The sequence below is a fragment of the Frankia sp. AgPm24 genome (assembly GCF_023243055.1).
Taxonomy (GTDB): Bacteria; Actinomycetota; Actinomycetes; order Frankiales; family Frankiaceae; genus Frankia; species Frankia umida.
In genome coordinates, this window is sequence record NZ_JALKFW010000184.1 from 56665 (window position 1) to 81624 (window position 24960).

Annotated in this window: 22 protein-coding genes and 2 tRNA genes; 5 read left to right on the forward strand and 19 right to left on the reverse strand. The window is 71.6% G+C overall.

The annotated features are described in order from the left end of the window. Positions 1-31 precede the first annotated feature (31 nt). From MXD61_RS13205 to MXD61_RS13215, 3 genes are all read right to left on the reverse strand, one after another. Positions 32-104 (reverse strand) — tRNA-Glu (locus MXD61_RS13205). Positions 105-224: 120 nt separating this feature from the next. Then, positions 225-296: transfer RNA gene (locus MXD61_RS13210), tRNA-Gln, on the reverse strand. Between the two features lie 200 nt (positions 297-496). Next, positions 497-1276: a fumarylacetoacetate hydrolase family protein gene (locus tag MXD61_RS13215; RefSeq protein WP_248813274.1), complete on the reverse strand. Its 780-nt coding sequence runs from the start codon at positions 1274-1276 to the stop codon at positions 497-499. A gap of 162 nt (positions 1277-1438) precedes the next feature. On the opposite strand from MXD61_RS13215, the gene MXD61_RS13220 reads away from it, so the two are divergent. Further along, positions 1439-1699, forward strand: a complete 261-nt coding sequence (locus MXD61_RS13220; RefSeq protein ID WP_163549402.1) for a hypothetical protein — start codon at positions 1439-1441, stop codon at positions 1697-1699. A 117-nt stretch (positions 1700-1816) separates the two neighbouring features. Here MXD61_RS13220 and cimA read toward each other — a convergent pair whose 3' ends face one another. From cimA to MXD61_RS13245, 5 genes are all read right to left on the reverse strand, one after another. Then, a complete protein-coding gene (gene cimA / locus MXD61_RS13225) occupies positions 1817-3421 on the reverse strand; it encodes a citramalate synthase (RefSeq protein ID WP_248813275.1) in 1605 nt (534 codons plus the stop codon). Between the two features lie 287 nt (positions 3422-3708). Further along, a complete protein-coding gene (locus tag MXD61_RS13230; RefSeq protein WP_248813276.1) occupies positions 3709-4386 on the reverse strand; it encodes a Crp/Fnr family transcriptional regulator in 678 nt (225 codons plus the stop codon). 109 nt (positions 4387-4495) lie between these two features. Further along, positions 4496-4882: a cyclic nucleotide-binding/CBS domain-containing protein gene (locus MXD61_RS13235; protein WP_163549405.1), complete on the reverse strand. Its 387-nt coding sequence runs from the start codon at positions 4880-4882 to the stop codon at positions 4496-4498. Positions 4883-5042: 160 nt separating this feature from the next. Beyond that, positions 5043-5969, reverse strand: coding sequence for a branched-chain amino acid transaminase (locus MXD61_RS13240; protein WP_163549406.1), 927 nt, complete (start codon positions 5967-5969; stop codon positions 5043-5045). A 141-nt stretch (positions 5970-6110) separates the two neighbouring features. Beyond that, entirely contained in the window at positions 6111-7139 is a 1029-nt protein-coding gene (locus tag MXD61_RS13245) for a 3-isopropylmalate dehydrogenase (RefSeq protein WP_248813277.1), read from the reverse strand. A 516-nt stretch (positions 7140-7655) separates the two neighbouring features. Here MXD61_RS13245 and MXD61_RS13250 point away from each other — a divergent pair. Both MXD61_RS13250 and MXD61_RS13255 read left to right on the forward strand, forming a co-directional pair. Continuing rightward, complete coding sequence (locus tag MXD61_RS13250; protein WP_248813278.1) at positions 7656-9104, forward strand: EAL domain-containing protein; 1449 nt, start codon at positions 7656-7658, stop codon at positions 9102-9104. Beyond that, entirely contained in the window at positions 9101-9400 is a 300-nt protein-coding gene (locus MXD61_RS13255) for a DUF1059 domain-containing protein (RefSeq protein ID WP_163548603.1), read from the forward strand. Before MXD61_RS13250 ends, MXD61_RS13255 begins: the two co-directional genes overlap by 4 nt. Positions 9401-9493: 93 nt before the next feature. On the opposite strand, the gene leuA is transcribed toward MXD61_RS13255, so the two are convergent. The 7 genes from leuA to MXD61_RS13290 form a co-directional block, all read right to left on the reverse strand. Next, positions 9494-11308 (reverse strand): 2-isopropylmalate synthase, encoded by a 1815-nt coding sequence (gene leuA, locus MXD61_RS13260; RefSeq protein WP_374628883.1) that lies wholly within the window; start codon positions 11306-11308, stop codon positions 9494-9496. Positions 11309-11551: 243 nt separating this feature from the next. After that, positions 11552-12373 (reverse strand): septum formation family protein, encoded by an 822-nt coding sequence (locus MXD61_RS13265; RefSeq protein ID WP_248813279.1) that lies wholly within the window; start codon positions 12371-12373, stop codon positions 11552-11554. 236 nt (positions 12374-12609) lie between these two features. Then, entirely contained in the window at positions 12610-13602 is a 993-nt protein-coding gene (gene ilvC / locus MXD61_RS13270) for a ketol-acid reductoisomerase (protein ID WP_248813300.1), read from the reverse strand. Between the two features lie 61 nt (positions 13603-13663). After that, positions 13664-14191: an acetolactate synthase small subunit gene (gene ilvN / locus MXD61_RS13275; RefSeq protein ID WP_163548600.1), complete on the reverse strand. Its 528-nt coding sequence runs from the start codon at positions 14189-14191 to the stop codon at positions 13664-13666. Continuing rightward, positions 14188-16077: an acetolactate synthase large subunit gene (locus tag MXD61_RS13280; protein ID WP_308222744.1), complete on the reverse strand. Its 1890-nt coding sequence runs from the start codon at positions 16075-16077 to the stop codon at positions 14188-14190. The genes ilvN and MXD61_RS13280 overlap by 4 nt, the downstream gene beginning before the upstream one ends. 114 nt (positions 16078-16191) lie before the next feature. Then, positions 16192-18018 carry a penicillin-binding transpeptidase domain-containing protein gene (locus tag MXD61_RS13285; protein WP_248813281.1) on the reverse strand — a complete coding sequence of 609 codons (1827 nt, stop codon included), beginning with the start codon at positions 18016-18018 and terminating at the stop codon, positions 16192-16194. A 409-nt stretch (positions 18019-18427) separates the two neighbouring features. Next, on the reverse strand, positions 18428-19030 hold the full coding sequence (locus MXD61_RS13290; RefSeq protein WP_248813282.1) for a TetR/AcrR family transcriptional regulator: 603 nt from the start codon (positions 19028-19030) through the stop codon (positions 18428-18430). A 170-nt stretch (positions 19031-19200) separates the two neighbouring features. On the opposite strand from MXD61_RS13290, the gene MXD61_RS13295 reads away from it, so the two are divergent. Continuing rightward, positions 19201-20157, forward strand: a complete 957-nt coding sequence (locus MXD61_RS13295) for a TIGR03620 family F420-dependent LLM class oxidoreductase (protein WP_372512017.1) — start codon at positions 19201-19203, stop codon at positions 20155-20157. 25 nt (positions 20158-20182) lie between these two features. On the opposite strand, the gene gatB is transcribed toward MXD61_RS13295, so the two are convergent. The 4 genes from gatB to gatC are packed head-to-tail and all read right to left on the reverse strand — an operon-like array spanning position 20183 to position 23855. Beyond that, positions 20183-21703, reverse strand: a complete 1521-nt coding sequence (gene gatB, locus MXD61_RS13300; protein WP_248813283.1) for an Asp-tRNA(Asn)/Glu-tRNA(Gln) amidotransferase subunit GatB — start codon at positions 21701-21703, stop codon at positions 20183-20185. Beyond that, positions 21700-21969, reverse strand: a complete 270-nt coding sequence (locus MXD61_RS13305) for a hypothetical protein (RefSeq protein WP_248813284.1) — start codon at positions 21967-21969, stop codon at positions 21700-21702. Before MXD61_RS13305 ends, gatB begins: the two co-directional genes overlap by 4 nt. Before the next feature lie 28 nt (positions 21970-21997). After that, on the reverse strand, positions 21998-23545 hold the full coding sequence (gene gatA / locus MXD61_RS13310; protein WP_248813285.1) for an Asp-tRNA(Asn)/Glu-tRNA(Gln) amidotransferase subunit GatA: 1548 nt from the start codon (positions 23543-23545) through the stop codon (positions 21998-22000). Between the two features lie 13 nt (positions 23546-23558). Next, on the reverse strand, positions 23559-23855 hold the full coding sequence (gene gatC, locus MXD61_RS13315; RefSeq protein WP_163548592.1) for an Asp-tRNA(Asn)/Glu-tRNA(Gln) amidotransferase subunit GatC: 297 nt from the start codon (positions 23853-23855) through the stop codon (positions 23559-23561). 376 nt (positions 23856-24231) lie between these two features. Between gatC and MXD61_RS13320 the strand changes: the two genes are divergently transcribed. Then, a complete protein-coding gene (locus tag MXD61_RS13320; protein WP_248813286.1) occupies positions 24232-24936 on the forward strand; it encodes an ACT domain-containing protein in 705 nt (234 codons plus the stop codon). Positions 24937-24960: the final 24 nt, after the last annotated feature.

Sequence of the window (24960 nt, forward strand, 5' to 3'; positions counted from 1 at the left end):
CTGAGGGAAGAAAGAAGATGCACAACTGCTGTAGCCCCGACCGGATTCGAACCGGCGCTACCGCCTTGAGAGGGCGGCGTCCTGGGCCACTAGACGACGGGGCCAAGACCTCCACACCGACACTGCGAAGAGCATCGAGTGGAACCATATTGAACTGTGCGACTTACTGTACATGATGCCGGACAGGTCCGGCGAATCGGCTCTGGTGACCGCCGATCATGCAGCTGGGGTACCAGGACTCGAACCTAGACTAACGGAGCCAGAATCCGTTGGGCTGCCAATTACCCCATACCCCAGGGGCCTCGCCAACCCCCTGGGTTACCCAGCGGGCCGTTCGGCGTTGCCTACTGTACCCCATCCGGCGCACTGACCGGACGGGGAGGTCCGACATCGCGTCGGCGTGGCGACCCCGCCCCGGGTGCCCGGCGCGAGGTCGCCGGGGCTGGGCTCCCTGTCCGCAAAAGGGCCCGGCGTTCGCCCCGCCGGCCCGGGTGGATCAGCGTGCGGTCACCGGGTTGGTCAGGGTGCCGATGCCCTCCAGAGTCACCGCGACCCGCTGCCCGGGCCGCAACGGACCGACGCCGGCCGGGGTGCCGGTCAGCAGCACGTCCCCGGGTAGCAGGGTCATCGCCGCCGACATGTAGGCCACCAGCTCCGGGACGCCGCGCAGCAGCAGCTTCGTGCGGGAGCTCTGCCTGGCCTCGCCGTCGACGGTGGTGCGCAACGCCAGGTCGGACGGATCGAGGTCGGTCTCGATCCAGGGGCCGAGCGGGCAGAACGTGTCGTGGCCCTTCGCCCGGGTCCACTGACCGTCGGCCGCCTGCTGGTCGCGGGCGGTGACATCGTTCGCGCAGGTGTAGCCGAGGATGACCTCCGCGGCCCGCTCGGGGGACACGTCCCGGCACAGGCGGCCGATCACGACGGCGAGCTCGCCCTCGAAATCCACCCGTTCGCTGTCGGGCGGCAGCACGATCGGATCGCCCGGCCCGGCCACGCTGGTCGACGGCTTCAGGAACAGGACGGGGCGGGCCGGGGCGGCGTCCCCACCCATCTCACGGACGTGGTCGGCGTAGTTCTTGCCGATGCACAGCACCTTGCTGGGCAGCACCGGGGCGAGCAGTCGGACGTCGTCCAGCGCGAAGCGCGCGCCGGTGAGGGAGAACGGACCGAACGGATGGGGTGCGATGGCCGCGACGACGGCCGTACCGTCCTCGACCGAACCCTCGACCACCCCGAAGCCGGGCTCGGAACCATCGGTGAACCTCGCGATACGCACGCCCCCGACCGTATCCGTCCATCGGCCGATCGCGGCGACCCGTCTGACCCGAGGTGATCAGGTTCGCCAGAACGGGGAAGCTGACCGACAATCGGGCAGGATGACCGGAGCGCTCCCGGATCCGGGAGCACCGACGTGGCGGCGAGACGAGAAAGGACAACCGTGAGCGAGCTCGACACGACACCGGTGTACGACGTGGGAGCGCCCGAGCCGAAGCCGATCGACGAGGAGCTCAGCGTCAAGCTCGGCCACCTGGCCGAGGACGCGATCCTGCGCGGCAAGCCGAACGGCACCGAGCGGTGCGACAACTGCCTGTACTACCTGGACACCGACAAGGACATCACCTACTGCTGGCACCCCAAGCTGCGCGTGCTGGTGGGCGGGGACTGGTGGTGCCAGTGGTGGGAGGAGATCGAGGACTGAGCACGTTCCCGGCGGGCGGGTCATCTCGGACCCGGCCGCCGGCCGGCGCCCCTCGGGTCAGTGGGCGGCGGGTCAGTGGGCGGCGGGTCAGTGGGCGGCGGGTCAGTGGGCGGCGGGTCAGTGGGCGGCGGGGTCCGGGCGCTCGCCCTGGCGGCGCAGGCCGAAGGTGACCGCGTCCTCCAGGGCCGACCAGGACGCGGCGATGATGTTCTCGTCGACGCCGATGGTGTCCCAGCGGGAGCGACCATCACCGGTGCCGACCAGGACCCGGGTGACCGCCCCGGTGCCCTGGCGACCGTCCAGGATGCGCACCTTGTAGTCGACGAGCTCCAGGTCGGCAAGGCCCGGGTAGGACTTCTCCAGCGCCAGACGCAGGGCCCGGTCGAGCGCGTTGACGGGGCCGTTGCCCTCGGCGGTGGCGACGTGACGGGAGCCGTGCGAGGTGAGTTTCACCGTCGCCTCGCTGACCACCTCGCCGCCGGGGCGCTGCTCGACGATGACCCGCCAGGACTCCAGGGTGTAGAAGCGCTGGCGGCCGCTGACCTCGTCGCGCAGGAGCAGCTCGAAGGACGCCTCGGCGCCCTCGTAGGCGAACCCGGCGGCCTCGCGGCTCTTGATGATCTCCAGAATGCGTCCGAGGGCGTCGCGCTCGTCGGAGAGGTCCAGCCCGATCTCGCGGCCCTTGAGCTCCAGCGTGGCCCGGCCGGCGAGTTCGGAGACCAGCATCCGCATGTCGTTGCCGACCACGGCCGGGTCGATGTGCTGGTACATGTCCGGGTCGATCTTGACGGCGCTGGCGTGCAGACCGGCCTTGTGCGCGAAGGCGCTCGTCCCGACGTAGGGGCGGTGCGGGTCGGGGACGGAGTTGGTCACCTCGTCGATGGCGTGGGCGACCCGGACGAGTTCACCGAGGCGCCCGGGGGGCAGCACGGCCTGGCCGAGCTTGGTCTCCAGACCCGCGATGATGCTGAACAGGTTCGCGTTGCCGCAGCGCTCGCCGTAGCCGTTGGCGGTGCCCTGCACATGGGTGACGCCGGCCTCGACGGCGATCAGCGAGTTCGCCACCGCGCAGTCGGCGTCGTCGTGGCAGTGGATGCCCAGGCGCGCGTCGGTGGCCGCCAGCACGTCGCTGACGACGGTGCCGATGCGCCCGGGCAGCATGCCGCCGTTGGTGTCGCACAGCACGACCACCTCGGCGCCGGCCTCGGCCGCGGCCCGCACGACCGCGAGGGCGTAGTCCGGGTGGGCCAGGTAGCCGTCGAAGAAGTGCTCGGCGTCGAGGAAGACCCGCTTGCCCTCGGCGTGCAGATGCGCGACGGTGTCCCGGATCATCGCCAGGTTCTCGGCGGCGTCGGTACGCAGCGCCCGCTCGACGTGGCGCAGGTCGGACTTGGCCACCAGGCACACGACGGACGTGCCGGCCTCACGCAGCGCGGCGACCTGCGGATCGTCGGCGGCCACCCGGCCGGCCCGCCGGGTGGCACCGAACGCGGCCAGCTGGGCGGTGTGCAGCGACAGCTCCGAACGGGCCCGGTCGAAGAACTCCGCGTCCTTCGGGTTCGACCCCGGCCAGCCACCCTCGATGAAACCGACGCCGAGGTCGTCCAGATGGCGCGCGACCGTCAGCTTGTCTCCGACGGACAGGGACAGGCCCTCCTGCTGGGTGCCGTCCCGCAGGGTCGTGTCGTAGATGTGCAGGGAATCGGGATCGTATGGCCGCACGCCGGGCGCCTCTCCGGTGGATCGGATGGGGCCGCGGGACCAGACCGACGCGGCCGCTGCACGCTCCCCCAGCCGCACGTGGACCACACTCCGGCGAAAGCGGCCGGCAGGCGGGCAACCTGGGCCGCCACGCGCCCGGCCCCATGGGTCAGCGACCGGAACGCGCGACGGAGACGGGTTCGCCGCCGGAGGACCAGACTACGTGTAACAGGCCTGACATGTGAACAGTGTGATGTGCGCCATGGCGCCGCCCCACCGCCGGGCGCCTCACGCCGTGTGCGGTGCGCTCAGTCGCCGGCGAAGCGACGCAGCCGGTCGACCTGCATGATCGTGATGGTCTGGCCTTCGGACAGAATCCAGGCCCGCCGCTCGAACTCCCGCAACGCCTGGTTGACCGACTGCCGGGAGCCGCCGAGCAGCGAGGCGATCTCGGTCTGGGTGAGGCCGAGCTCGATCACCGGGCGGCCCGCCTCGCGCATCCGCAACAACAGCAGCTTCGCCACCCGGCGCGGCAGGTCGAGGAACACCAGGTCGGCGTTGGCGCCGGTCAGCCGCCGCACATGGGCGACCAGAGCTCGGATCAGCTGCTCGGCGACCGCGGGACGTTCGTGGACCAGCTCCCATACCGCCGCCCGATCGAGTACCAGCGCGGTGCTGGGTTCGAGCGCCTCGACGCTGGCCGAGCGGGTGCCCGCCTCGACGAGGTTGAGCTCGCCCAGGGTCTCCTGCGGCCCGGCGATGTTCAGAACGTGATCGCGACCGTCATCGGCCTTGGTGAGCACCTTCAGTCTGCCGCTGGCGACCACGAGCAGGGTGTCGGCGGGCTCCCCCTCGCTGAAGACCACCTGCCCCCGTCGGAATCGCCGCGTGACCGCGCGGGCGGCCAGGCGCAGCAGATCCTCCTCGTCCAGCTCCTTCAGCAGTGTGGTCGCGCGAAGTAGGGCGACCGCCTCGTTGTCGTGCATGCGGTGACCGTAGCGTTGCCGGTCCCCCTCGTGTGCCGCAGCCGTCGACAAAGCCCGTACGGACGGGCCGGACGGACCGCGTGCGGCGTGCGGCGGCACACCTGACACCTCAGGCCGTCACGCGACTGCTGCTCCAGCAACGCACGACGTCGCGCATGCTCAGGATGCCCGCGACCTCGCCACCGGAGGTCACGATCAGGTGACGGAACTCCCCGCGCAGCATCGCGGCGGCCGCCTCGTCGAGCGACCAGCCCGGATCCGCGAAGACGACGTCGCGGGTGAGGTGGTCGCCCGCGAGCTCGACGTCGGCGTCCTGCCCGGCCGCCACCGACCGCAGCACGTCCCGTTCGGTCAGGATGCCGTAGCCCTGACTGTCCGCGTCGTGCACCACCGCCGCCCCGACCCGCCGGGCGGCCATCAGCCGAGCCGCCTGGCGCAGGGTGTGCCCAGGACCGATCATGAGTACAAGGGAGCTCATCCCCTCCGAGACCTGCACGTCGCCTCCCGACGTCCGCCCCCCGACGCTTGTGCGTTCGTGAACGCTTCACAGGCGACGGTAAGCCTGGTCCGGCGCTTTTACCAGACCGAAGCGGAAATCGGCGTGCCCTCGGCGTGACATTCGCCACCCCGAGGGAGGGAGTCGACGGGTGGCGGGCTCAGCTCTGGACGAGCTCGTTCCAGGAGCGGTAGCGCTCCAGCTCGCCCCGGGTGGCCTGGTGGAAGATCTCCAGCAGCTCCCGCGTGACGGGCCCGGGCTTGCCGCTGCCGATCTGGCGGTCGTCGACGGACACGACCGGCACGATCTCGGCCGCCGTCCCGGTGAAGAACGCCTCGTCTGCGAGGTAGAGATCGGTGCGCACGACGTGCTGCTCGACCACCTCGTAGCCCTGATCGGCGGCGATCTGCATGATCGAGGCCCGGGTGATGCCGCCGAGCGGGCCGTCGGTGAGCAGCGGAGTGATCACCTTGCGGCCGGAGACGAGGAAGACGTTCTCCCCGGTGCCATCGGCGATGTGGCCGTTCGGGCTGGTCAGGATGGCCTCGTCGTACCCGGCCTTGACCGCCGCGACCTTCGCCAGCGACGAGTTCAGGTACTGCCCGGACGCCTTGGCCGCCGGCGGGGTGATGTTCGGGTCGTTGCGCTTCCAGGAGGAGATCATCGCCCGCACGCCGTTGGCCTCCGCCTCCTCCCCGAGGTAGGCACCCCACGGCCAGACCGCGATCATCACCTCGACCGGGGACGGCAGCGGGTTGAGCCCCATCTCGCCGTAGCCGAGGTAGACCAGCGGCCGGATGTAGCAGGAAGTGATGTCGTTGACGGCGATGGTCTCCTTCGTCGCCGCCACCACCTCCTCCTCGGTGAACCGCGGCTCCATCACGTAGATCTTCGCGCTGCGGTAGAGCCGGGCGATGTGGTCGCTCAGCCGGAAGACCGCGGGCCCGTCGGCCGTCGCGTAGCAGCGAATGCCCTCGAAGACGCCCCACCCGTAGTGCAGTGTCGGGTTGAGCACGTGGATGCGGGCATCGTCCCAGTCGACGAACTCGCCGCTCATCCAGATCTTGGAGGTGGGGGTGATGGGCACAGCGGACTCCAGGCCAGTATGCGACGACTCGAGACGGACCGGTCGGCGGGAGGAACGGGGCGGGATCCACGGCCCCGGACGAGAATAACCAGCCGGTGACGCGGGGCGAGACGCGACGACCCGCCCGGCCCCCCGATCGGATCAGCCGGCGGCGCGGGTCGCCAGATCCTCGCCGCGTTCACGGGTGGACATCGTCGCCGCGTCGGAACCCGCCCGGGAGGCCAGCGACGCCGCCACGGCCGCCTCCACCCGGGCGGCCTCGTCCGCGTGCCCGAGATGGTCGAGCAGCATGGCGACCGAGGCGACGGTCGCCGTGGGGTCGGCGATCTGGCGGCCGGCGATGTCGGGCGCGCTGCCGTGTACCGGCTCGAACATGCTGGGATGAACCCCCGAGGGGTCGAGGTTGCCGCTGGCCGCGAGCCCGATCCCACCGGTGATGGCCGCGCCGATGTCGGTGATGATGTCCCCGAACATGTTGTCGGTGACCACCACGTCGAAGCGGCCCGGGTCGGTCACGAAGAACATCGACGCCGCGTCCACATGCTGGTAGCCGACCTGCACCTCGGGAAATTCGACGGCGACCTCGGCGACGGTGCGCGACCACAGGTCACCGGCCTTGGTGAGCACGTTGTTCTTGTGCACGAGGGTGAGCTGGCGGCGTTCCCGCCGGGCCGCCCGACGGAACGCGTCGCGCACCACCCGCTCGACGCCGAACCGGGTGTTCAGGCTCTCCTCGGTGGCGACCTCGTGCGGCGTACCGCGGCGCAGCACGCCGCCGGCACCCGCGTACGGCCCCTCGGTGCCCTCCCGAACCACGATCATGTCGATGCTGGGATCGCCGGCCAGCGGCGAGCGGACCCCGGGGTAGAGCCGCACCGGCCGCAGGTTGACGTGATGGTCGAGCTCGAAGCGCAGCCGCAGCAGCAGGCCCCGCTCGAGGACGCCGCTGGGCACCCCGGGATCGCCGACCGCGCCGAGCAGGATGGCGTCGTGCCCACGCAGTTCCGCGAGGACGGAGTCGGGCAGGGTCTCGCCGGTGGCGTGCCAGCGGCGCGCGCCGAGGTCGTACTCGGTCGTCTCCACCTTGGGATGCACGGCACGCAGCACCCGTAGCCCCTCGGCCACCACCTCGGGGCCGATCCCGTCACCGCCGATCACCGCAAGCCTCATAAGGCCGACTGTAGCCGTCCGCGACGACCCGAGGCGGCCCGACCCGGCCCGTGTGCTGCGCTTACGCCCGGTCACGGCGCTGCCGTGGCCCCGCCGCCGCGCATCCGCCTCCGAGACCCGCCGGACAACCACCGAATCCACCCGCGGGATTGCGGGGAGTAATCAAAATCCGGCAACACAACGACCATGAACAACACCGTTGTTGACGAATTGACGGATGTTCGCAGCCATCCATCCGGCCATCGCCCGACATCGCCGCCGAAGATTTTTTGGCGACACTCCAACCTGGCCGTAGATCAGGGACCCCAGGTCCGCGAACCATCCGCCATGCGCCACCCCACGGGCCCGACGCCCGAAATGCGACTGTCGTTAATCATGGCATTTCTCGCCGGTTACCCAAAAGAGCGCGGGACCCACAACTCCGGACGGTACTCACGCCATCCGCACGGATCAGATGGTAAAAAATTCCCTTACCAGGACAGTGCGACGTGCTTGAAGCGAGGGGGTGCACGGCGCATGATTACCCGACCGCGGTCTCCATCTGGAGCCGCCGGGGGCAGCCGTGCCGAGGGCGAGGCCGATCTCGGCGCCGTTTCGGCCAGCCGAGCACGCCCACCGACGACCAGCATCACGGCGACCACCACGACGGCGACCACCACGACGGCGACCACTGCGTCCATCACCACGGGGTCGACAGCGACCGCCGCGGTGTCGGCCGCACGCACCGGGGCGCCGAGTGCCAGCCCGCCGTCGGCCGGTCAGGTCGCCGTGGCCGGGTCGGCCGCGGCCGGCCACGAGGCGGAACCACCGGATCTCGACCGTGTTCTGCGCGATCCCACCGAGCCGACGCTGCACTTCCAGCCGGTGGTGGATCTACAGCGTGGGGTGATCGCCGGCTACGAGGCCCTGGCTCGTTTCGAAAGCCATCCCGGGGTCTCCCCCGACCGGATCTTCGCCGCCGCGGTCCATCACGGTGTGGCCGCCGAGCTGGAGGCCCGGGTCCTGGCCGCGGCGCTGGCCGCCCGTGACCGGATGCCCGAGCGCTGTTTCCTCGCGGTCAACGTGCTGCCGCACCTGCTGGGCGAGCCGCCGGTCGCCCAGGTCTGGCAGGATGCCGACCTGCGCCGGATAGTGCTCGAACTGAACGAGACGGTGGATCTCGACGACACCGCGGAGCTCGCCGCCATCACCAGCGAACTGCGCGACCGCGGCGCGTTCATCGCCATGGACGACGTCGGTTCCGGCTACGCCGGGCTGCGCCAGATCGCCCGGGTCCGGCCGGACTTCGTCAAACTGGACCGTTCCCTGGTCGTGAACATCGACGACGACCAGGTCAAGATCGCGCTGACCGAACTGGTCGGTGGTTTCGCGAGCCGGCTCAACGGCTGGGTGATCGCCGAGGGGGTCGAACGCGCCGACGAGCTCGCCATGCTGGTGGCGTTGGGCGTCCCGCTGGGGCAGGGGTTCCTGCTGGGCCGGCCGAGGCCGGACTGGCAGCAGCTCGACGCCGGGGTGGCCCGTCGGCTGCGGCAGCTGTCCGAGCGCACCAACCGGGCCGCGAGCATCGAGAGCCTGATGGAACGGGCCACGGTGAGTATCGGCGATTCGGGGCACTGCGCGATGTCCACCGACTGCCCGAGCTGCCCGATGCGCGCCCCGGCCGGCCCGCCGGACACCGCGCACGATCGGGGCGACGAGCAGAACCCACGCGCGGCGATCATTGTCTCCAACCGGTGCCGACCGGTCGCCCTGCACGTCAGTGCGGGCGGAGGTGAACTGCGCCGGATGCCGACCACGCTGTTCGCCCGCCCCGAGGAACCGGTGACCGAAGTGGCGCGGCGGGCGATGACCCGCTCCCGGGCCAACCGGTTCGACCCGGTGATAATCGTGACCGAGATGGGCCGACCACTCGGCCTGGTCAGGATGGAGAGCCTGATGCTGCGCCTTGCGGAGCTGTCGACATGAGGCGAAACCGGTATTGGACCGCGCAGGCCCTGATGGCGCCGAGCCCGGCGCTCGTCGGCCATTCCCGGCCCACGGAGATCACCCTGCGCCGGCCGGCAATGAAGGAATTCTACTGCGGGGCGATCATTCACGGTTGCGAGACCCGGATCACCGCCGCCAACGAGGCGGACCTGCTGCGTTCGGTCGACACCCACGCCCGCGTCGACCATGGCATGACCGATGTTCCCGATGCCCTGTTGGACGAGGTGCGCGGCGATATCACCGGCACCGTCGCACGCACCGAACGGCCAGGCTGACAGCGGCCCGCCTGGCCCGCCCGCCGGGCCGCTGATCGGCGGACCAGCGGACGGGCGAGCGGAGCAGGCGGGGGCGCCGCCAGGGCGTGTCGGTCAGGCGACCGGGGCGCCGCTGGTCTCGGCGGAGCGCTGGGTGGCCACGGCTGACCCGGGCAGCTGACCCGGGGCGGTGCCGGTGGCACGGGCGGCCCGGTTCACCGCGCTGACCACGGCCCGCAGCGACGCCGTGACGATGTTCGGGTCGATCCCGACACCCCAGTAGATGGTGCCGTCAACGTCGATCTCCAGGTAGGCCGCCGCCCGCGCGTCGGCGCCGGAGCCCAGCGCGTGCTCGTTGTAGTCGAGGATGCGCACCGGCAGACCGCGGGTGGCCAGCGCCGCGACGAACGCGTCGATCGGCCCGTTGCCCACGCCGGTGATGCTCGTGTCCGCCCCGTCGACCCGGACGGAGACCGAGACCTCGTCCCGCTCCCCCGAGGCGGCGGTCGTCCGCGAGCCCAGCAGTTCCAGCGGGCCGCGGTCGGCCCCGCCGGCCAGGAAGTACTCGTCCGAGAAGATCCGCCACAGCTGTTCGGCGGTGACCTCGCCGCCTTCGGCGTCGGTGTGCCGCTGGACCACCCCGGAGAACTCGATCTGCAGCTTGCGCGGCAGATCCAGGGAGTGTTCGGCCTTGAGCAGGTAGGCGACCCCACCCTTGCCCGACTGGCTGTTCACCCGGATGACGGCCTCGTAGGTGCGGCCCACGTCCTTCGGATCGATCGGCAGGTAGGGCACCTCCCACAGGGTCTGCCCGGTGCGCGCCATCGCCTCGAAGCCCTTCTTGATGGCGTCCTGGTGGGAACCGGAGAAGGCGGTGTAGACGAGGTCGCCGCCATAGGGATGGCGCGGGTGCACGGGCAGCTGGTTGCAGTACTCCACCGCGCGGCGCACACCGTCGATGTCGGAAAAATCGATCATCGGGTCGATGCCCTGGGAGAACAGGTTCAGGCCGAGAGTGACCAGGCAGACGTTGCCGGTGCGCTCACCGTTGCCGAACAGGCAGCCCTCGACCCGGTCGGCGCCGGCCAGGACGCCGAGCTCGGCCGCCGCCACCGCGCAGCCGCGGTCGTTGTGCGGATGCAGGGACAGGATGACCGCCTCGCGCCGGGTCAGGTTGCGACCCATCCACTCGATCTGGTCGGCGTAGACGTTCGGGGTGGACATCTCCACCGTCGCCGGCAGGTTCAGCACCACCGGACGTTCGGCCGTCGGCTCCCAGACGTCCATCACCGCCTCGCACACCTCGACGGCGTAGTCGAGTTCGGTGCCGGTGAACGACTCGGGGCTGTACTGCCAGCGGACGTTGGTGTCACCCAGCAGCTTGTCGGCGTACTGCGCGCACCAGCGGGCACCCTGCACGGCGATCTCGGTGATGCCGGCCCGCTCCAGCCCGAACACGACCCGACGCTGCAGCGTGGACGTCGAGTTGTACAGGTGGATCAGCGCGTTGTCGGCACCGACCAGGGACCGCGCGGTGCGCTCGATCAGTTCCTCTCGGGCCTGGGTCAGCACCTGGACGACGACGTCGTCGGGAATCCGGTCGGACTCGATGAGCTCGCGGATGAAGTCGAAGTCGGTCTGGCTGGCCGCCGGGAAACCGACCTCGATCTCCTTGTAGCCCATCGCGACCAGCAGCTCGAACATCTGCATCTTGCGGGCGGGCGTCATCGGGTCGATCAGCGCCTGGTTTCCGTCACGCAGGTCGACACTGCACCACTGCGGGGCGCGGGTGATGGTCTGCTGCGGCCAGGTGCGGTCCGGCAGGGTGACGGGGGTGAACGGCCGGTACTTCTCCACCGGCATCGCGCCGGGACGCCGCCCGGCCGGCACTGCCGAACGGATGGGGGAGACCTGCGGTTGCGTGGTCATCGCGCTCCTGCTTCTGCTTCCTCGAACGAGGTCATACCGTCGCCGGCGCACGAGAACACCGCGACGAGGAAGCCAGCTGAATCAGGCCCCGCCGCGGCGGCTAAGGAGAAGGAGCGCACACATCGCTGTTACACAGTACCCGACGTCGGATCAACCGTCCGCCCGGCAACACTCGCCACCCGCCGGGCATCCACGCTACCGCGCGGGCTCGGGCGGACGCGGCGCCCACGGAGCCCACGGAGCTCAGGTGACGATCGACCCGATGACACGGATAGGCTCGTTGCGCGTACGCAGGTCGTCGGGCCGCACCGTACAGACGCCGCGGCGCACGCCCGCGGCGTAGCTCGGCTCGGACGGGTAGAGGGCGCCGACGGCGAGATGCGGCGCGGAGTCGATGGCGCCGGTGCTGTCGCGCAGGGCGCCGGCACATCGCTGCCGGGCGCGCTGCGCCAACGTCGAGGCGCCGGGGAAGTTCTCGTCCGGCCCGGCCAGGTCGACCAGCCGGGTGACCTGGTCGATGTGCGGCTGGTCGCAGCCGACCCGGACCGGGACGACCGGGCGCAGCACGTCGATGTCGCCCGCGGGCAGGGGCGTCCAGGCCAGGCAGTCGCCGCGGTGCAACGACGAGATCAGCGCCGCGCTCACCGTGAAGCCGGCAGGCGGTTCGCTGAGCCCACTGGTGACGGCGGAGCGCAGCGTGGGGGTGCTGCCCACGGCCGTGGCGGCCCCGGCCCGGGCGGCGGCGGCCACCCCGGTGCCGCCGCGGGTCGCGGTCTGGCGCAGCGCGACCACGGTGATGGTGATCATCCCGACGACGATGGCCAGGAAGGTGACCATCCGGGCGATCCGCCGGGAACGGCCGGGTGGCGCGGGTGGGGACACCATCCGATGGAAGACGCCGGGCAGCCCGCGGGGGGCGGGCACCACCTGGCATCGGGTGGAGCCGCTGGCCGGTTCCGAGGACCGGCCGCGTTCGTCCGCGGACGGCTCGAGGAAGCGGGCCCCCCGCACGAAACGCTCGTTCAGGCGAAGCCCCTCGAACGGGTCCTCATGCCGCGGCGCCATGACTGCCACGGTAAACCCGACGGCGAGTTGAACGCGCATGTTCAGCATAAAGATCACCCTGGCACCGCACCGGTCGGGCAGCCTGGTCGCGCGGGCGTGTCGCCTGCGTTCCAGGCAGACGTCCCCGGCGCGCCCACACTCGGCCGTGACCTGCTCCACCTGCCGCGATGCCACCCACGGGCGGGTCAGCGGGCCGAGTCGACCCGGCGCCGGGATGACGGCGCCGGGTCGGTCCCTCAGGCGTTGATCCAGGACATCAGCGGCCGCAGTCGGCCGCCGACCTGTTCGATCGGGTGCTGCTTGCCCTCCTCGACCAGCTTGGTGAAGGTCGGACGGCCGTTGTCGTCCTCGGCGACCCACTCACGGGCGAAGGTGCCGTCCTGGATCTCCTCCAGGATCTTGCGCATCTCGGCCTTGACCGCCGGGGTGACGACCCGCGGACCGCGGGTGACGTCGCCGTACTCGGCGGTGTCGGAGATCGAGTAGCGCATCTGCGAGATGCCGCCCTCGTACATCAGGTCGACGATGAGCTTGAGCTCGTGCAGACACTCGAAGTAGGCGACCTCGGGGGTGTAACCCGCCTCGACGAGGGTCTCGAACCCGGCCTGGACCAGGGCCGACGCACCGCCGCAGAGCACGGCCTGCTCACCGAACAGGTCGGTCTCGGTCTCCTCGGTGAACGTGGTGCGCAGCGCCCCGGCGCGGGTGCCGCCGATGCCCTTGGCGTAGGCGAGCGCGATGGCGAGCGCCTTGCCGGTGGCGTCGTTCTCGACGGCGACGAGCACGGGCACGCCCTTGCCCTCCTCGAACACCCGGCGGACCAGGTGGCCGGGGCCCTTGGGGGCGACCATGAACACGTCGACGCCGGCCGGCGGCTCGATCAGGTTGTAGCGGATGTTGAAGCCGTGGCCGAACGCCAGCGCCTTGCCCTCGGACAGGTGCGGGGCGATCGACTCGGCGTAGATCCTGCGGTGGGTGGTGTCCGGGGTGAGCAGCATGATGATGTCGGCCTCGGCGGACGCCTCGGCCGGGGTGAGCACCCGCAGGCCCTGCTCGGCCGCCTTCTGCCGGCTGCGGCTGTCCGCGGGCAGGCCGACCCGGACGTCGACGCCGGAGTCGCGCAGGTTCAGCGCGTGCGCGTGGCCCTGGCTGCCGTAGCCGATGATGGCGACCTTGCGGTCGGCCAGGACATCCAGCGAGGCGTCGTCGTCGTAGTAGATCTCGACCATCGTGGGGGTCTCTCTTCTCATGGGGATCTCGTCGGAACTTCGGACGGGAAACTGTGGTGGTTCAGGCCGAGCGCTCGACGGCCCGCAGACTGCGGTCGGTGATCGAGCGTGAGCCGCGGCCGAGCGCCACCATGCCGGACTGCACGAGTTCCCGGATGCCGAACGGCTCGAGCATCCGGATCAGGGCGTCCAGCTTGTCGCGGGTGCCGGTGGCCTCGATGGTGACCGCGTCGGGGGCGACGTCGACCACCTTGGCGCGAAAGAGCGCGACCGTCTCCAGCACCTGGGAGCGCACGGCGAGGTCGGCCCGCACCTTGACCAGCAGCAGTTCCCGCTGCACCGAGACGGACGTGTCCATCTCGACGATCTTGAGGACGTTGACCAGCTTGTTGAGCTGCTTGGTCACCTGTTCCAGCGGCAGGTCGTCGACGGCGACGACGATCGTCATCCGGGAGACGTCGGCGTTCTCGGTCGGCCCGACCGCCAGCGACTCGATGTTGAAGCCGCGCCGGGAGAACAGGCCCGAGACCCGGGCGAGCACCCCGGGTCGGTTCTCCACCAGCACGGACAGGGTGTGCGTGGTCCTCACAGGTTCACCTCGGTGTCACCGGAGTAGTCGAAGTCGGGCGCGAGGTCGCGGGCGACCCGGATCTCGTCGTTGCTGGACCCGGCGGCGACCATCGGCCAGACCATCGCGTCGGGATGGACGACGAAGTCGACGACGACGGGCGCGTCGTCGATCGCCATGGCCTTCTCGATCGTCTCGTCCACCTCGCCCGCGGACTCGCAGCGCAACCCGACGCAGCCCAGCGCCTCGGCGAGACGGACGAAATCCGGCACCCGCTTGACCCCGGATCGCGGGGAGTCGGGATGCGTGCCGAGTTCGGTGTTGGAGTAACGCTGATCGTAGAACAGGGTCTGCCACTGGCGGACCATGCCAAGCGAGCCGTTGTTGATGATCGCCACCTTGATCGGGATTCCCTCGAGCGCGCAGGTGGCGAGTTCCTGGTTGGTCATCTGGAAACAGCCGTCGCCGTCGATCGCCCAGACGGTGGCCTCCGGACGACCGACCTTCGCGCCCATCGCGGCGGGAACGGCGTACCCCATCGTCCCGGCACCACCGGAGTTCAACCACGTGTACGGGTGCTCATAGGCGATGAACTGCGCCGCCCACATCTGGTGCTGGCCGACCCCGGCGCTGAAGATGGTCTCCGGGCCGCAGATGCGACCGAGGCGCTCGATGACGTGCTGCGGGGCGAGCGACCCGTCGGGCGGGGTGTCGTAGCCGAGCGGGTAGGTGCGCCGCCAGCCGTCCAGCGCCCGCCACCAGGCCTCGAGGTCCGGGCGGGGCTCGGCGACGAGCGCGGCGATCAGATCGTTGATCACTTCGCGGCAGTCACCGACGATCGGCACGTCGGCCATGCGGTTCTTGCCGATCTCGGCCGGGTCGATGTCGGCGTGGATCACGGCGGCCTTCGGCGCGAACGACGAGAGCTTGCCGGTGACCCGATCGTCGAACCGGGCACCGAGGGTGATGAGCAGATCGGCCTTCTGCAACGCGGTGACCGCGGCGACCGACCCGTGCATCCCGGGCATGCCCAGGTGCTGCGGATGGGAGTCGGGGAACGCGCCGCGGGCCATCAGGGTGGTGACGACCGGAATGCCGGTCATCTCGGCCAGCGTGCGCAGCTGCGCCGCCGCCCGGGCCTTGAGCACCCCACCGCCGACGTAGAACACCGGCCGATGACTGCCACTGATCATCTTCGCCGCCTCGCGCACCTGCTTGGCGTGCGGGCGGGTGACCGGCCGGTAGCCCGGCAGGTCGAGCGTCGGCGGCCACGCCTCGTGCGGCAGCACCCGGGTCAGCGACTGCAGGATGTCCTTGGGCAGGTCGACCAGCACCGGACCGGGTCGCCCGGTGCCGGCCAGGTGGAACGCCTCGGCGATCGTGCGGGGAATGTCGTCCGCGGACTGGACGAGGAAGTTGTGCTTGGTGATCGGCAGCGTGATGCCGCAGATATCCGCTTCCTGGAAGGCGTCCGTACCGATCGAGGCGCTCGCGACCTGGCCGGTGATGGCCACCATCGGCACCGAGTCCATGTAGGCGTCGGCGATCGGGGTGACCAGGTTCGTCGCGCCCGGGCCGGAGGTCGCCATGCAGACGCCGACCCGACCGGTGGCCTGGGCGTAGCCCTCGGCCGCGTGCCCGGCGCCCTGCTCGTGACGAACGAGGATGTGCCGCACTCGGGTCGAGTCGAACAACGGGTCGTAGGCGGGCAGGATCGCGCCACCCGGAATGCCGAAGACCACCTCGGCTCCGACCGCCTCGAGGGAGTGGACGAGCGACTGGGCTCCGGTGATCTCTCGTGTCATCTGGGCGTCTTCCTTGAGGCCGTGGAGATGGCGATATCGGGGGTGAAAACCCGCCGGGCACGAAAAAGCCCCTCGTGCCAAGGGCACTGAGGGGCGGCGCACGGAGTCGAGGTTGTCGACTACGAACGCATCGGACGTACGAGAAGCAGGATGTGCACGGAACTACCGTGCCGGAGTTCCGGCCGTACGTCAAGCAACGCCGTGCCCCGACTCCGGTCAGCGACCGCCGACGGCGGGGTTGGGGGCGATCTGACCGCCGTCGAGCGCGGTCAGGAACCGGGCGGCGATCGGCGCGGCGGTCTCGGCGCCGAAGCCACCGTCCTCGACGACGACGGCGAACGCGACGTCGCCGCGGTAACCGACGAACCAGGCGTGCGTCGGCGGCGGGTCGCCGTCGGCGTACTCGGCCGTGCCGGTCTTGCCGAACACCTCACCGGGCATCGGGACTGCCGCGGCCGTGCCCTCGGTGACCACCGCCCGCATGAAGTCGCGCAGCGGCCCGAGCACGTTCGTCGGGATCGCGTTGCTGCGCGCCGGCTGCCCGGCGACGAACGGCTGGCGCCAGGTGCCGCTGGCCACGGCCGCCGCCACGCTCGCCATCTGCAGGGGTGAGGCCTCGATCCGGGCCTGCCCGATGGACGCCGACGCCGACTCCGCACCGTCGCGCGGGGTCGGGAAGGTGCCGCCGAAGCTCGCGATGTCCAGCGGTGAGGTGCCGTCGAAGCCGTAGAGCGCCGCGGCCTTGGCCAGGGCGTTCGCGGGCAGCGACTCCTCCAGCCGGATGAACGCGGTGTTGCAGCTCTTCGCGAACGCGGTGCGCAGCGGGATCGTGCCGAACTGCTCGGCCTCGGCGTTCTGGAACGTCCGCCCGTCGACACTGACCGACTGGGTGCAGTCCAGCGGGGTGTTCGCGGCCCGCCCGTTCATCAGCGCCGCCGTCGCCGTAATGATCTTGAAGGTGGATCCGGGTGGGTACTTGCCGCGCACCGCCCGGCTCGCCCCGGTCGCCGGATGGTTCGCCAGCGCCAGCACCCCACCGGTGCGGGTGTCGATCGCGACCATCGCCGCGGTCGGGCGCGCCGCGGTCGCCAGCGCCTGCTCGGCGGCCTGCTGTACCCGCAGGTCCAGGGTGGTCCGCACGGCCTGGCCGTCGGTCATCGGATAGGTGCGCAGGGTCTGCACCACCTTGCCCGGTACCACCTGGCCCTGGGCGTCGCGGGTGGCGGCCGCGCGCACGACGACCGCGCCGCCCTGGGCGCGCAGCCGGTCGTCATAGACCCGCTCGAGACCCGACAACGGCCCCGTGCGACCCACCAGGTTGCTGGCGAGGTCACCGGAGGAGCGCAGTGGCTGGCCGTCGGCGGACTCCAGCTCCCCCCGGTGCCCGGTGGACGCGGTCCGGTCCAGCACCAGCCCCGCCCGCAGCGCCGGGTGGACGGCGGGCAGGTCCGCGCGGACCTTCCAGCCGTGATCGGTCGAGGTCAGGTTCAGCACCCCGGCGTACTCCAGCGGACTCGGCAGACCCGAGAGGTCCAGCTTCGCCACGTACGGCGCGGTGGCCACCCCACCGCGCCGGCTGACCGACCCGGGCGTGAACGTCGCCCCGGTGACCAGCAGCCGGTCCCGCACGTCGGCCATGGTCGCGAGCAGCGTCGCCACGCTGGTGCTGCCGGTCACCGTCGCCGCGGTCACCGCGGCCCGGCCGGCCTGGTCACTGCCGGCACTCCCCGCACCCGAGGTCGCCGCACCCGAGGTCGCCGCACCCGAGGTCGCCGAGCTGGCGCCGCCAGGCGACCCGGAGGCGCTGGGGGTGGCGGCGCCGCCGGTGGTCGCCAGGGTTCGCCAGGCCGCGAGGTAGGCGGCCGCCGCGGTCCGGACCCGCCTGTCGGCGGCCTGGTCGTCCGCCCGGTTCTTCAGGACGTAGCCGACCCCGCTGGCCGCGGCCAGCACGACGACCACCACCGCCGCGATGATCGCACGACGCCGACCACGACCTCGACGCCGAGACGACGACGCGGTGAACCCACCCGGAGTGAGAGGCACGACGACCTGTCCCCCCCTCGCTGACGACTGACGCCACTGATGACCACCACCGACGACGGCCACTGCCGCCGACGACCACCGCGCGCGTCGACTCTCGCCGCCGGTGCTCCGGCGGCCGCCTACGGCCGGCCGGACCTCACCCTACGAACACCCCCGGCGTCACGCATCCGACGCGCCGGGCGACGTGGGCAACCCGACACGCGGGTCGGACACCACCGGAAATCGTGGTCCTCCCCGGCTCATGCCACACCGGGACAACTTCGTTCGGCCCCACATCGGACGTCAACCCGGGCAGCAACCCGGACAGGACGATCCGCATCAGGAAAGACGTGATGACAGGGCACAGGAAAACGCGGGCCCACGCGATTGCACCCTATCCGGATGTTCATCGGGAATACGCCGCGGCGGATCAGGGGCGACCTGTCGCCATCCCGACACGAACGCCGTCGAGGGCCACCGCGAGCAGGCGGTCGGCCTGCGCGCTGTCCTGCGTCCGGACGGTGACCAGGGAGATGCCCACGATGAGCTGGACGAGATCGACCGCGGTCAGATCGGCCCGGGCGGCACCGGTCCGCTGCGCGTCGGCCAACAGGCGGGCGGCCATCCCCATGATTTTTTCGTGGCAGTCGGTGACCGGGTACCGTTCGCCGAGCCCGCCGCCCGACAGATAGCTGCCGGCCAGCCCCTGGTTGACCCGGGCGTGCTCGAGCAGCAGCCCCAGCCAGCCGGCGAGCGCCGCACCCGCGGGCCCCGCGGCGGCGAGTTCCGCGCCACGGCGACACAGGGTGGCGACACCATCGACCAGGATCGCGCCGAGCAGATCTGCCCGAGCAGGGAAGTGCCGGTAGAGCGTGCCCTGGCCGACCCCGGCCCGGCGCGCCACCTCGGCGAGCGACACCTCCGGCCCGACCTCGGTGAACGCTTCCCGGGCCGCGGCGAGGACCCGCTCCCGGTTGCGTCGGGCGTCGCTGCGCACGGGCCGCTCGGTGGCCGGCTCGCTCGTCGACGCCATCAGGCCACCTCCGTCTGCCGGGCCAACCGCCCGCGCGGCCCAGCGGAACACCCGGTTCCGCGACCTCAAACGTACGGCATGGACAAATGGAGAGCCTGTCCGTATCGTTCGGCCCAGGCAAACGGACAAGCTGTCCGCTTACCTGGACATCCGTGTTCCACCTCAGGGAGATGCCTGTGACAGCGCAGCTGCGCACCCGGCTCGGGCGAGTCGGGATCTGGACGATGGCCTTCGAGGAGCAGCCGGCCGGACGGGTCGGCGAGGGCGCCGCGGAGCTCGAGGAGCTCGGCTACGGGGCGTTGTGGTTCGGCGAGGGGTTCGGTCGGGACACGGTGAGCCAGGCCTGGCTACTGCTGTCGACGACCCGGCGGATCACCGTCGCGGCGGGCATCGCGAACATCGCCTTCCGCGGCCCGATCACCATGGCGGCGGCGACCCGCGCGCTCGGCGAGGCCTATCCCGGCCGCTACCTGCTGGGTCTCGGCGGCCACCGGGTCGACGACCAGGAGATGCTGTTCGACGGCGTCCGCATCCCGGCGGTGGGCAGGGCGGTGACGTCGATGGGCGACTATCTGACGGCGATGGACACGGCGCCGGCGCACAGCCCCGCGGCGGCGCCGGCCGTCCCCCGGGTGCTGGCCGCGCTCGGGCCGAAGATGCTGGCCCTGGCCGCGCGGCGGACGGCGGGCGCCCATCCGTACTTCGTGCCCGTCGAGCACACCCGACGGGCACGCGAGATCATGGGGCCGGACGCGCTGCTCGCCGTCGAGCAGGCCCTCGTGCTCGACACCAACATCGATCGGGCCCGCGAGCTGGCCACGGCGCATGTCGGGATGTACACCTCGCTCGCCCCGCATCAGGAGGCGAGTATGCGCAGGCTGGGCTTCGGCGACGACGACCTGCCGGGCGGCCCGGGTGGCAGCCCGAGCCGCCGTCTCGTCGACGCCATCGTCGCCTACGGCGACGTCGAGGTGCTCCGGGAGCGCGTCCGCCAGCATCTGGACGCCGGCGCCGACCATGTGTGCGTCCAGGTCCTCACGGCCGACACCACGCGGCCACCCACGTCCGCCTGGCGTGAGCTCGCCCCCGCACTGCTGGACCAGCCGGCCGGCGCCGCGACGACCTAGGACACCACCCCTGGGAACACCGCTGTCAGGCCGCGCCGAGGCGCTCCAGCAGGAGCGCACGAATGGTGGCGGCGTCGGCCTGGCCCTTCATCGCCTTCATGACCGCGCCGACCAGTGGGCCCACCGCGTTCAGCTTGCCGCCGCGGACCTTCTCGGCGATGTCGGGGGCGCCGGCGATCGCCGCGTCGACGGCGGCGGTGAGCGCGCCGTCGTCGGCGACGACCGCGAGACCACGGCCGGCGACGACCTCGTCGGGTGTGCCCTCGCCGGCGAGCACCCCGTCGATGACCTTGCGGGCCAGCGCGTCGGTGAGCTCGCCCGCGGCGATCAGCACGGTGATCCGGGCGACGTCGGCGGGTGTGATCGCGAGGTCGGCCGGGGCGAGGGAGGCGTCGGCGGCGCGGCGGGCCAGCTCGTTGAGCCACCACTTGCGGGCGGCCACCGGGGACGCGGCGCCGGCCGCGACCGTCTGCTCGACCAGGTCCAGGACGCCGGCGTTACGCATGTCGACCAGGTCACGGATCGTGTAGCCGTGCTCGGCGATCAGGCGGGTGCGCCGGGCCGCGGGCAGTTCGGGCAGGCTCGCCCGCTGCGTCTGGACGTACTCGGCGGACAGCGCCAGCGGTGCGAGATCCGGCTCCGGGAAGTACCGGTAGTCGGTCGCCTCCTCCTTCGAGCGGCCGGACGAGGTACGTCCGGCGTTCTCGTCGAAGTGGCGGGTCTCCTGGACGATGCGTTCGCCGTCGTCGAGCCGCGTCGCCTGGCGGGTGATCTCGTAGCGCACGGCGCGTTCGACCGAGCGCAGCGAGTTGAGGTTCTTCGTCTCGCTGCGGGTGCCGAACGGCGCGTCGGGTTCGCCGGGCGCGGGCCGGCGTCGCAGTGAGACGTTCGCGTCGCAGCGCAGCGAACCCTGTTCCATCCGGACGTCGGACACGCCCAGCGCGCGGATCAGCTCGCGCAGTTCGTCGACGTAGGCGCGGGCGACCTCCGGCGAGCGGACATCCGGCTCGGTGACGATCTCGACCAGCGGGATGCCGGCCCGGTTGTAGTCGACCAGCGAGTGGGTCGCCCCGTGGATGCGCCCGGTGGAGCCACCGACGTGCAGCGACTTGCCGGTGTCCTCCTCCATGTGGACGCGGGTGATGCCGACCCGGTGGATCTCACCGTCGACCTCGACGTCGAGGTAGCCGTCCGTGCACAGCGGCTCGTCGTACTGGCTGATCTGGAAGTTCTTCGGCATGTCCGGGTAGAAGTAGTTCTTGCGGGCGAACCGGCACCACGACGCGATGTCGCAGTGCAGCGCCAGGCCGATCAGCACGGCGAACCGCACCGCCGCCTCGTTGACGACCGGCAGCGACCCGGGCAGCCCCAGGCACACCGGGCAGACCTGGGTGTTCGGCTCGGCGCCGAACGCCGTCGCACAGCCACAGAACATCTTCGAGGCGGTACCGAGTTCGACGTGCGTCTCGAGTCCGATCACCGGCTCGTAGCGGGCGATCGCATCGTCGTAGGACGCCAGGGCGCTGGTGGGAGCCGCGGTGCTCACCGGTCGTTCTCCTCGAGGGTCTGGTCGGACGAGACGTCGGTGCCCGACGACCCATCCGGGTCGGACGATCCGGCCGGGCCGCCGCCGCCACGGGTGTCGCGCAGGTGGACGCGGGTCAGGAACACCGCCCCCGGCAGGCCGATCACACCCCACAGCAGCAGGATCGGATTGACCGTCGCGATGCCCAGCCCCAGCACCACCACGGTGAGCAGCCACACCACGACGACGAGCAGCCGGTCCTGTCGGCGGCTGCGCAACGTCACCATCGCCGGTCTCCCCCACTCGCCACGGCGATCACAGCGCCGGTGCCTCGTCGAGCAGCGGGTGGCCGCGACGGTCGTCGAGGGCCGCCTCCAGGGCGCCGCCGACCCGGTAGAGCCGGTCGTCGGCGAAGGTCGGCGCCATGATCTGCAGGCCGACGGGAAGGCCGTCCGCGAGCCCGACGGGCAGGCTCATCGCGGGGCCGCCGGCCAGGTTCGACGGGATCGTGCACAGGTCCGACAGGTACATCGCGACCGGATCGTCGACCTTCGCGCCGATCGGGAAGGCCGGTGTCGGCGTGGTCGGCGAGATCAGCACGTCCACCTGCTCGTAGGCGGCGGCGAAGTCGCGACTGATGAGCGTGCGGACCTTCTGCGCCTGCCCGTAGTAGGCGTCATAGTAACCCGACGACAGCGCGTAGGTGCCCAGGATGATGCGCCGCTTGACCTCGGGGCCGAAACCGGCCTCGCGGGTGCGGCTCATGACCTCCTCGGCGCCGGCCTGCCCGTCGTCGCCCAGACGCAGCCCGAAACGCATCGCGTCGAACCGGGCCAGGTTCGACGAGCACTCACTCGGCGCGATCAGGTAGTAGGCGGGCATCGCATAGGTGAAGTGCGGGCAGCTGACCTCGACGATCTCGGCGCCGAGCTCGGTCAGCGTCTCGACGGCAGCGGCGAAGGCGGCCCGCACCCCGGGGTCGTAGCCGTCCCCGGACAGTTCCCGCACCACACCGACGCGCATTCCCCGCACGTCCCGGCGGGCGGCGGCGGCCACCACCGGTGGCACCGGCACGTCGACGCTGGTCGAGTCGAGTGCGTCGTGCCCGGCGATCGCCGCGTGCAGCAGCGCCGCGTCACCGACGGTGCGCGCCAGCGGCCCGGCCTGGTCCAGCGAACTGGAGAAGGCGACCAGCCCGTACCGGCTGACCGCGCCGTAGGTCGGCTTCACCCCGACCAGCCCGCACACCGCGGCCGGCTGGCGGATCGACCCGCCGGTGTCGGTGCCGATCGCCAGCGGCGCCTCGAAGGCGGCGACGGCCGCGGCGCTACCACCACTGGACCCACCCGGGATGCGGGTGGTGTCCCACGGGTTGCGGGTCGGCCCGTAGGCCGAGTTCTCGGTGGAGGAGCCCATGGCGAACTCGTCCATGTTCGCCTTGCCGAGCAGCACCACGTCGGCGGCACGCAGCCGGGTCACGACGGTCGCGTCGTACGGGGCCTGCCACCCCTCGAGGATGCGGCTGCCGCAGGTGGTGGGCATGCCGCGGGTGGCGAGCACGTCCTTGAGGGCGAGCGGGACCCCGGCGAGCGGGCCGAGCGCCTCGCCGGCGGCACGCCGCTGGTCGACCCGGCGGGCCGCGGCGAGCGCGCCCTCACCGTCGATGTGCAGGAAGGCGTGGATGGTGTCGTCGACCTTGGCGATCCGCTCGAGCGCCGCCTGGGTCGCCTCGACGGCGGACAGCTCGCCCGCGGCGATCGCCGCCGCGGTGGCCGCCGCCGTCAGCCGGGTCACGTCGCCCCCGGCCGCACCCACGCTGGTGCTGGCCGGCTGGGACACGGGGGATGTGGGATGGTCGGTCATGCGGGCGGCGACCTCACTCGTCCGGATCAAGGATGCGGGGCACCCGGAAGCGGCCGTCCTCGGCGGCCGGGGCGCCGGCCAGGGCGTCCTCGGCGGACAGCGACGGACGGACGACGTCCGGGCGCAGGACGTTCGTCAACGGCACGGCGTGGCTGGTCGGCGGGATGTCCGCCGCCGCGACCTGGGAGACCCTGGCCACCGCCGACAGAATCGCCTCGAGCTGCGGCGCCAGTGCGTCGAGCTCGGCGTCGGTCACCGACATCCGCGACAGCCGGGCGAGATGGGCTACCTCGTCCCGCGTGATCCCCATGATGGCGTGCGGCCCCTTCGTGGGCGGTGGGCTCGTGCGGCCCGTGACTGGACGGACGCGTGCCGCGGGCGGCGCGGCGGCCCCGGCCGGTTCCCGGCTCGAACGGCTCCCGACCGGACCCTCTCCCGGTTCGAGCCGGGGACGATCGCAGCGGGACCCAGGACCGCGCGTCATGCTCGCGTCGGCGTGATGTCATCGTACGGCCCGACAGCCGCAACCGGTTCCGCCCGCCCCCGGTGCGGCCGACGGCGTCGGGCACCGGCTGGCGCGTCAGGCGCCGACATGAGCCGGACCTGGCGTTTCGCCGCCCCTGCCGGGGTGCGCCACGTCATCTCGGCGTGACCGATCGGCTATCCAAGCGACACGCTCTTTGTGCATGCTCAGCTACATGTCGTATCTGATGCGGGTGGTGCTGCCTGACCGACCGGGCACCTTGGGGGCCGTCGCGACGGCGCTGGGCGCTGCCGGTATCGACATCCAGAGTGTCACCGTGGTGGAGCGCAGCTCCGAGGGCGCCGTCGATGACCTGCTGTTCGTGCTGCCGCCGGGTGGTCTCGCGGACCGGGCGCTGAGTGCCGCGCTGTCGGTGCCCGGGGTGACGGTCGAGTCGCTGCGCCCGTTCCTCGCGGACGGTCGGGCGGTGGCGGGCGACCTCGATCTCGCGGACTCGCTGGCCGAGCACCCCGAGCAGGCGCCGGCGACACTCGCCCGGCTCGCGCCCTGTGTGTTCAACGCCGACTGGGCGGTGCTGCTCGAGCATCTCGATGCCGATGACGTGCGGATTCGCGAGTCGTCAGTGGGCGCGCCGGTGCTCGGCGGGGGCGATCTGGGGGTGCCCGAGCGGGTCCGGTTGGCGCTGCCCTGGCTGCCGCTGGCCCAGGCCCGGGCGGTGCGGGCCGATGAGGGCGGCTTCCCCGCCCGCTGGCTGGCGGTGGACATGGCGCTGGCCGCCGCTCCGGTCGGCCACCCGCGGCTGGTGATCCTGCTGGGACGCCCCGGCGGCCCCGCCTTCCGCGCCTCGGAGATCGCCCGGCTCGCCCACCTCTCCGGCATCGCCGCCCGGCTCGCCCGCCGCGACTGAACCGGCCCCGCCGCACCGCGCCCG

Bases quoted from the DNA above. Each gene is read 5' to 3' on its own strand.
- MXD61_RS13305 (WP_248813284.1), bottom strand. From the start codon at position 21,969: ATGGTGACGTTGCGCAGCCGCCGACAGGACCGGCTGCTCGTCGTCGTG.
- gatA (WP_248813285.1), bottom strand. From the start codon at position 23,545: ATGACCGACCATCCCACATCCCCCGTGTCCCAGCCGGCCAGCACCAGC.
- MXD61_RS13250 (WP_248813278.1), top strand. From the start codon at position 7,656: ATGATTACCCGACCGCGGTCTCCATCTGGAGCCGCCGGGGGCAGCCGT.
- gatC (WP_163548592.1), bottom strand. From the start codon at position 23,855: ATGGGGATCACGCGGGACGAGGTAGCCCATCTCGCCCGGCTGTCGCGG.
- MXD61_RS13265 (WP_248813279.1), bottom strand. From the start codon at position 12,373: ATGGCGCCGCGGCATGAGGACCCGTTCGAGGGGCTTCGCCTGAACGAG.
- ilvC (WP_248813300.1), bottom strand. From the start codon at position 13,602: ATGGTCGAGATCTACTACGACGACGACGCCTCGCTGGATGTCCTGGCC.
- MXD61_RS13295 (WP_372512017.1), top strand. From the start codon at position 19,201: ATGCCTGTGACAGCGCAGCTGCGCACCCGGCTCGGGCGAGTCGGGATC.
- MXD61_RS13230 (WP_248813276.1), bottom strand. From the start codon at position 4,386: ATGCACGACAACGAGGCGGTCGCCCTACTTCGCGCGACCACACTGCTG.
- MXD61_RS13245 (WP_248813277.1), bottom strand. From the start codon at position 7,139: ATGAGGCTTGCGGTGATCGGCGGTGACGGGATCGGCCCCGAGGTGGTG.
- MXD61_RS13320 (WP_248813286.1), top strand. From the start codon at position 24,232: ATGCTCAGCTACATGTCGTATCTGATGCGGGTGGTGCTGCCTGACCGA.
- MXD61_RS13255 (WP_163548603.1), top strand. From the start codon at position 9,101: ATGAGGCGAAACCGGTATTGGACCGCGCAGGCCCTGATGGCGCCGAGC.
- MXD61_RS13290 (WP_248813282.1), bottom strand. From the start codon at position 19,030: ATGGCGTCGACGAGCGAGCCGGCCACCGAGCGGCCCGTGCGCAGCGAC.
- leuA (WP_374628883.1), bottom strand. From the start codon at position 11,308: ATGACCACGCAACCGCAGGTCTCCCCCATCCGTTCGGCAGTGCCGGCC.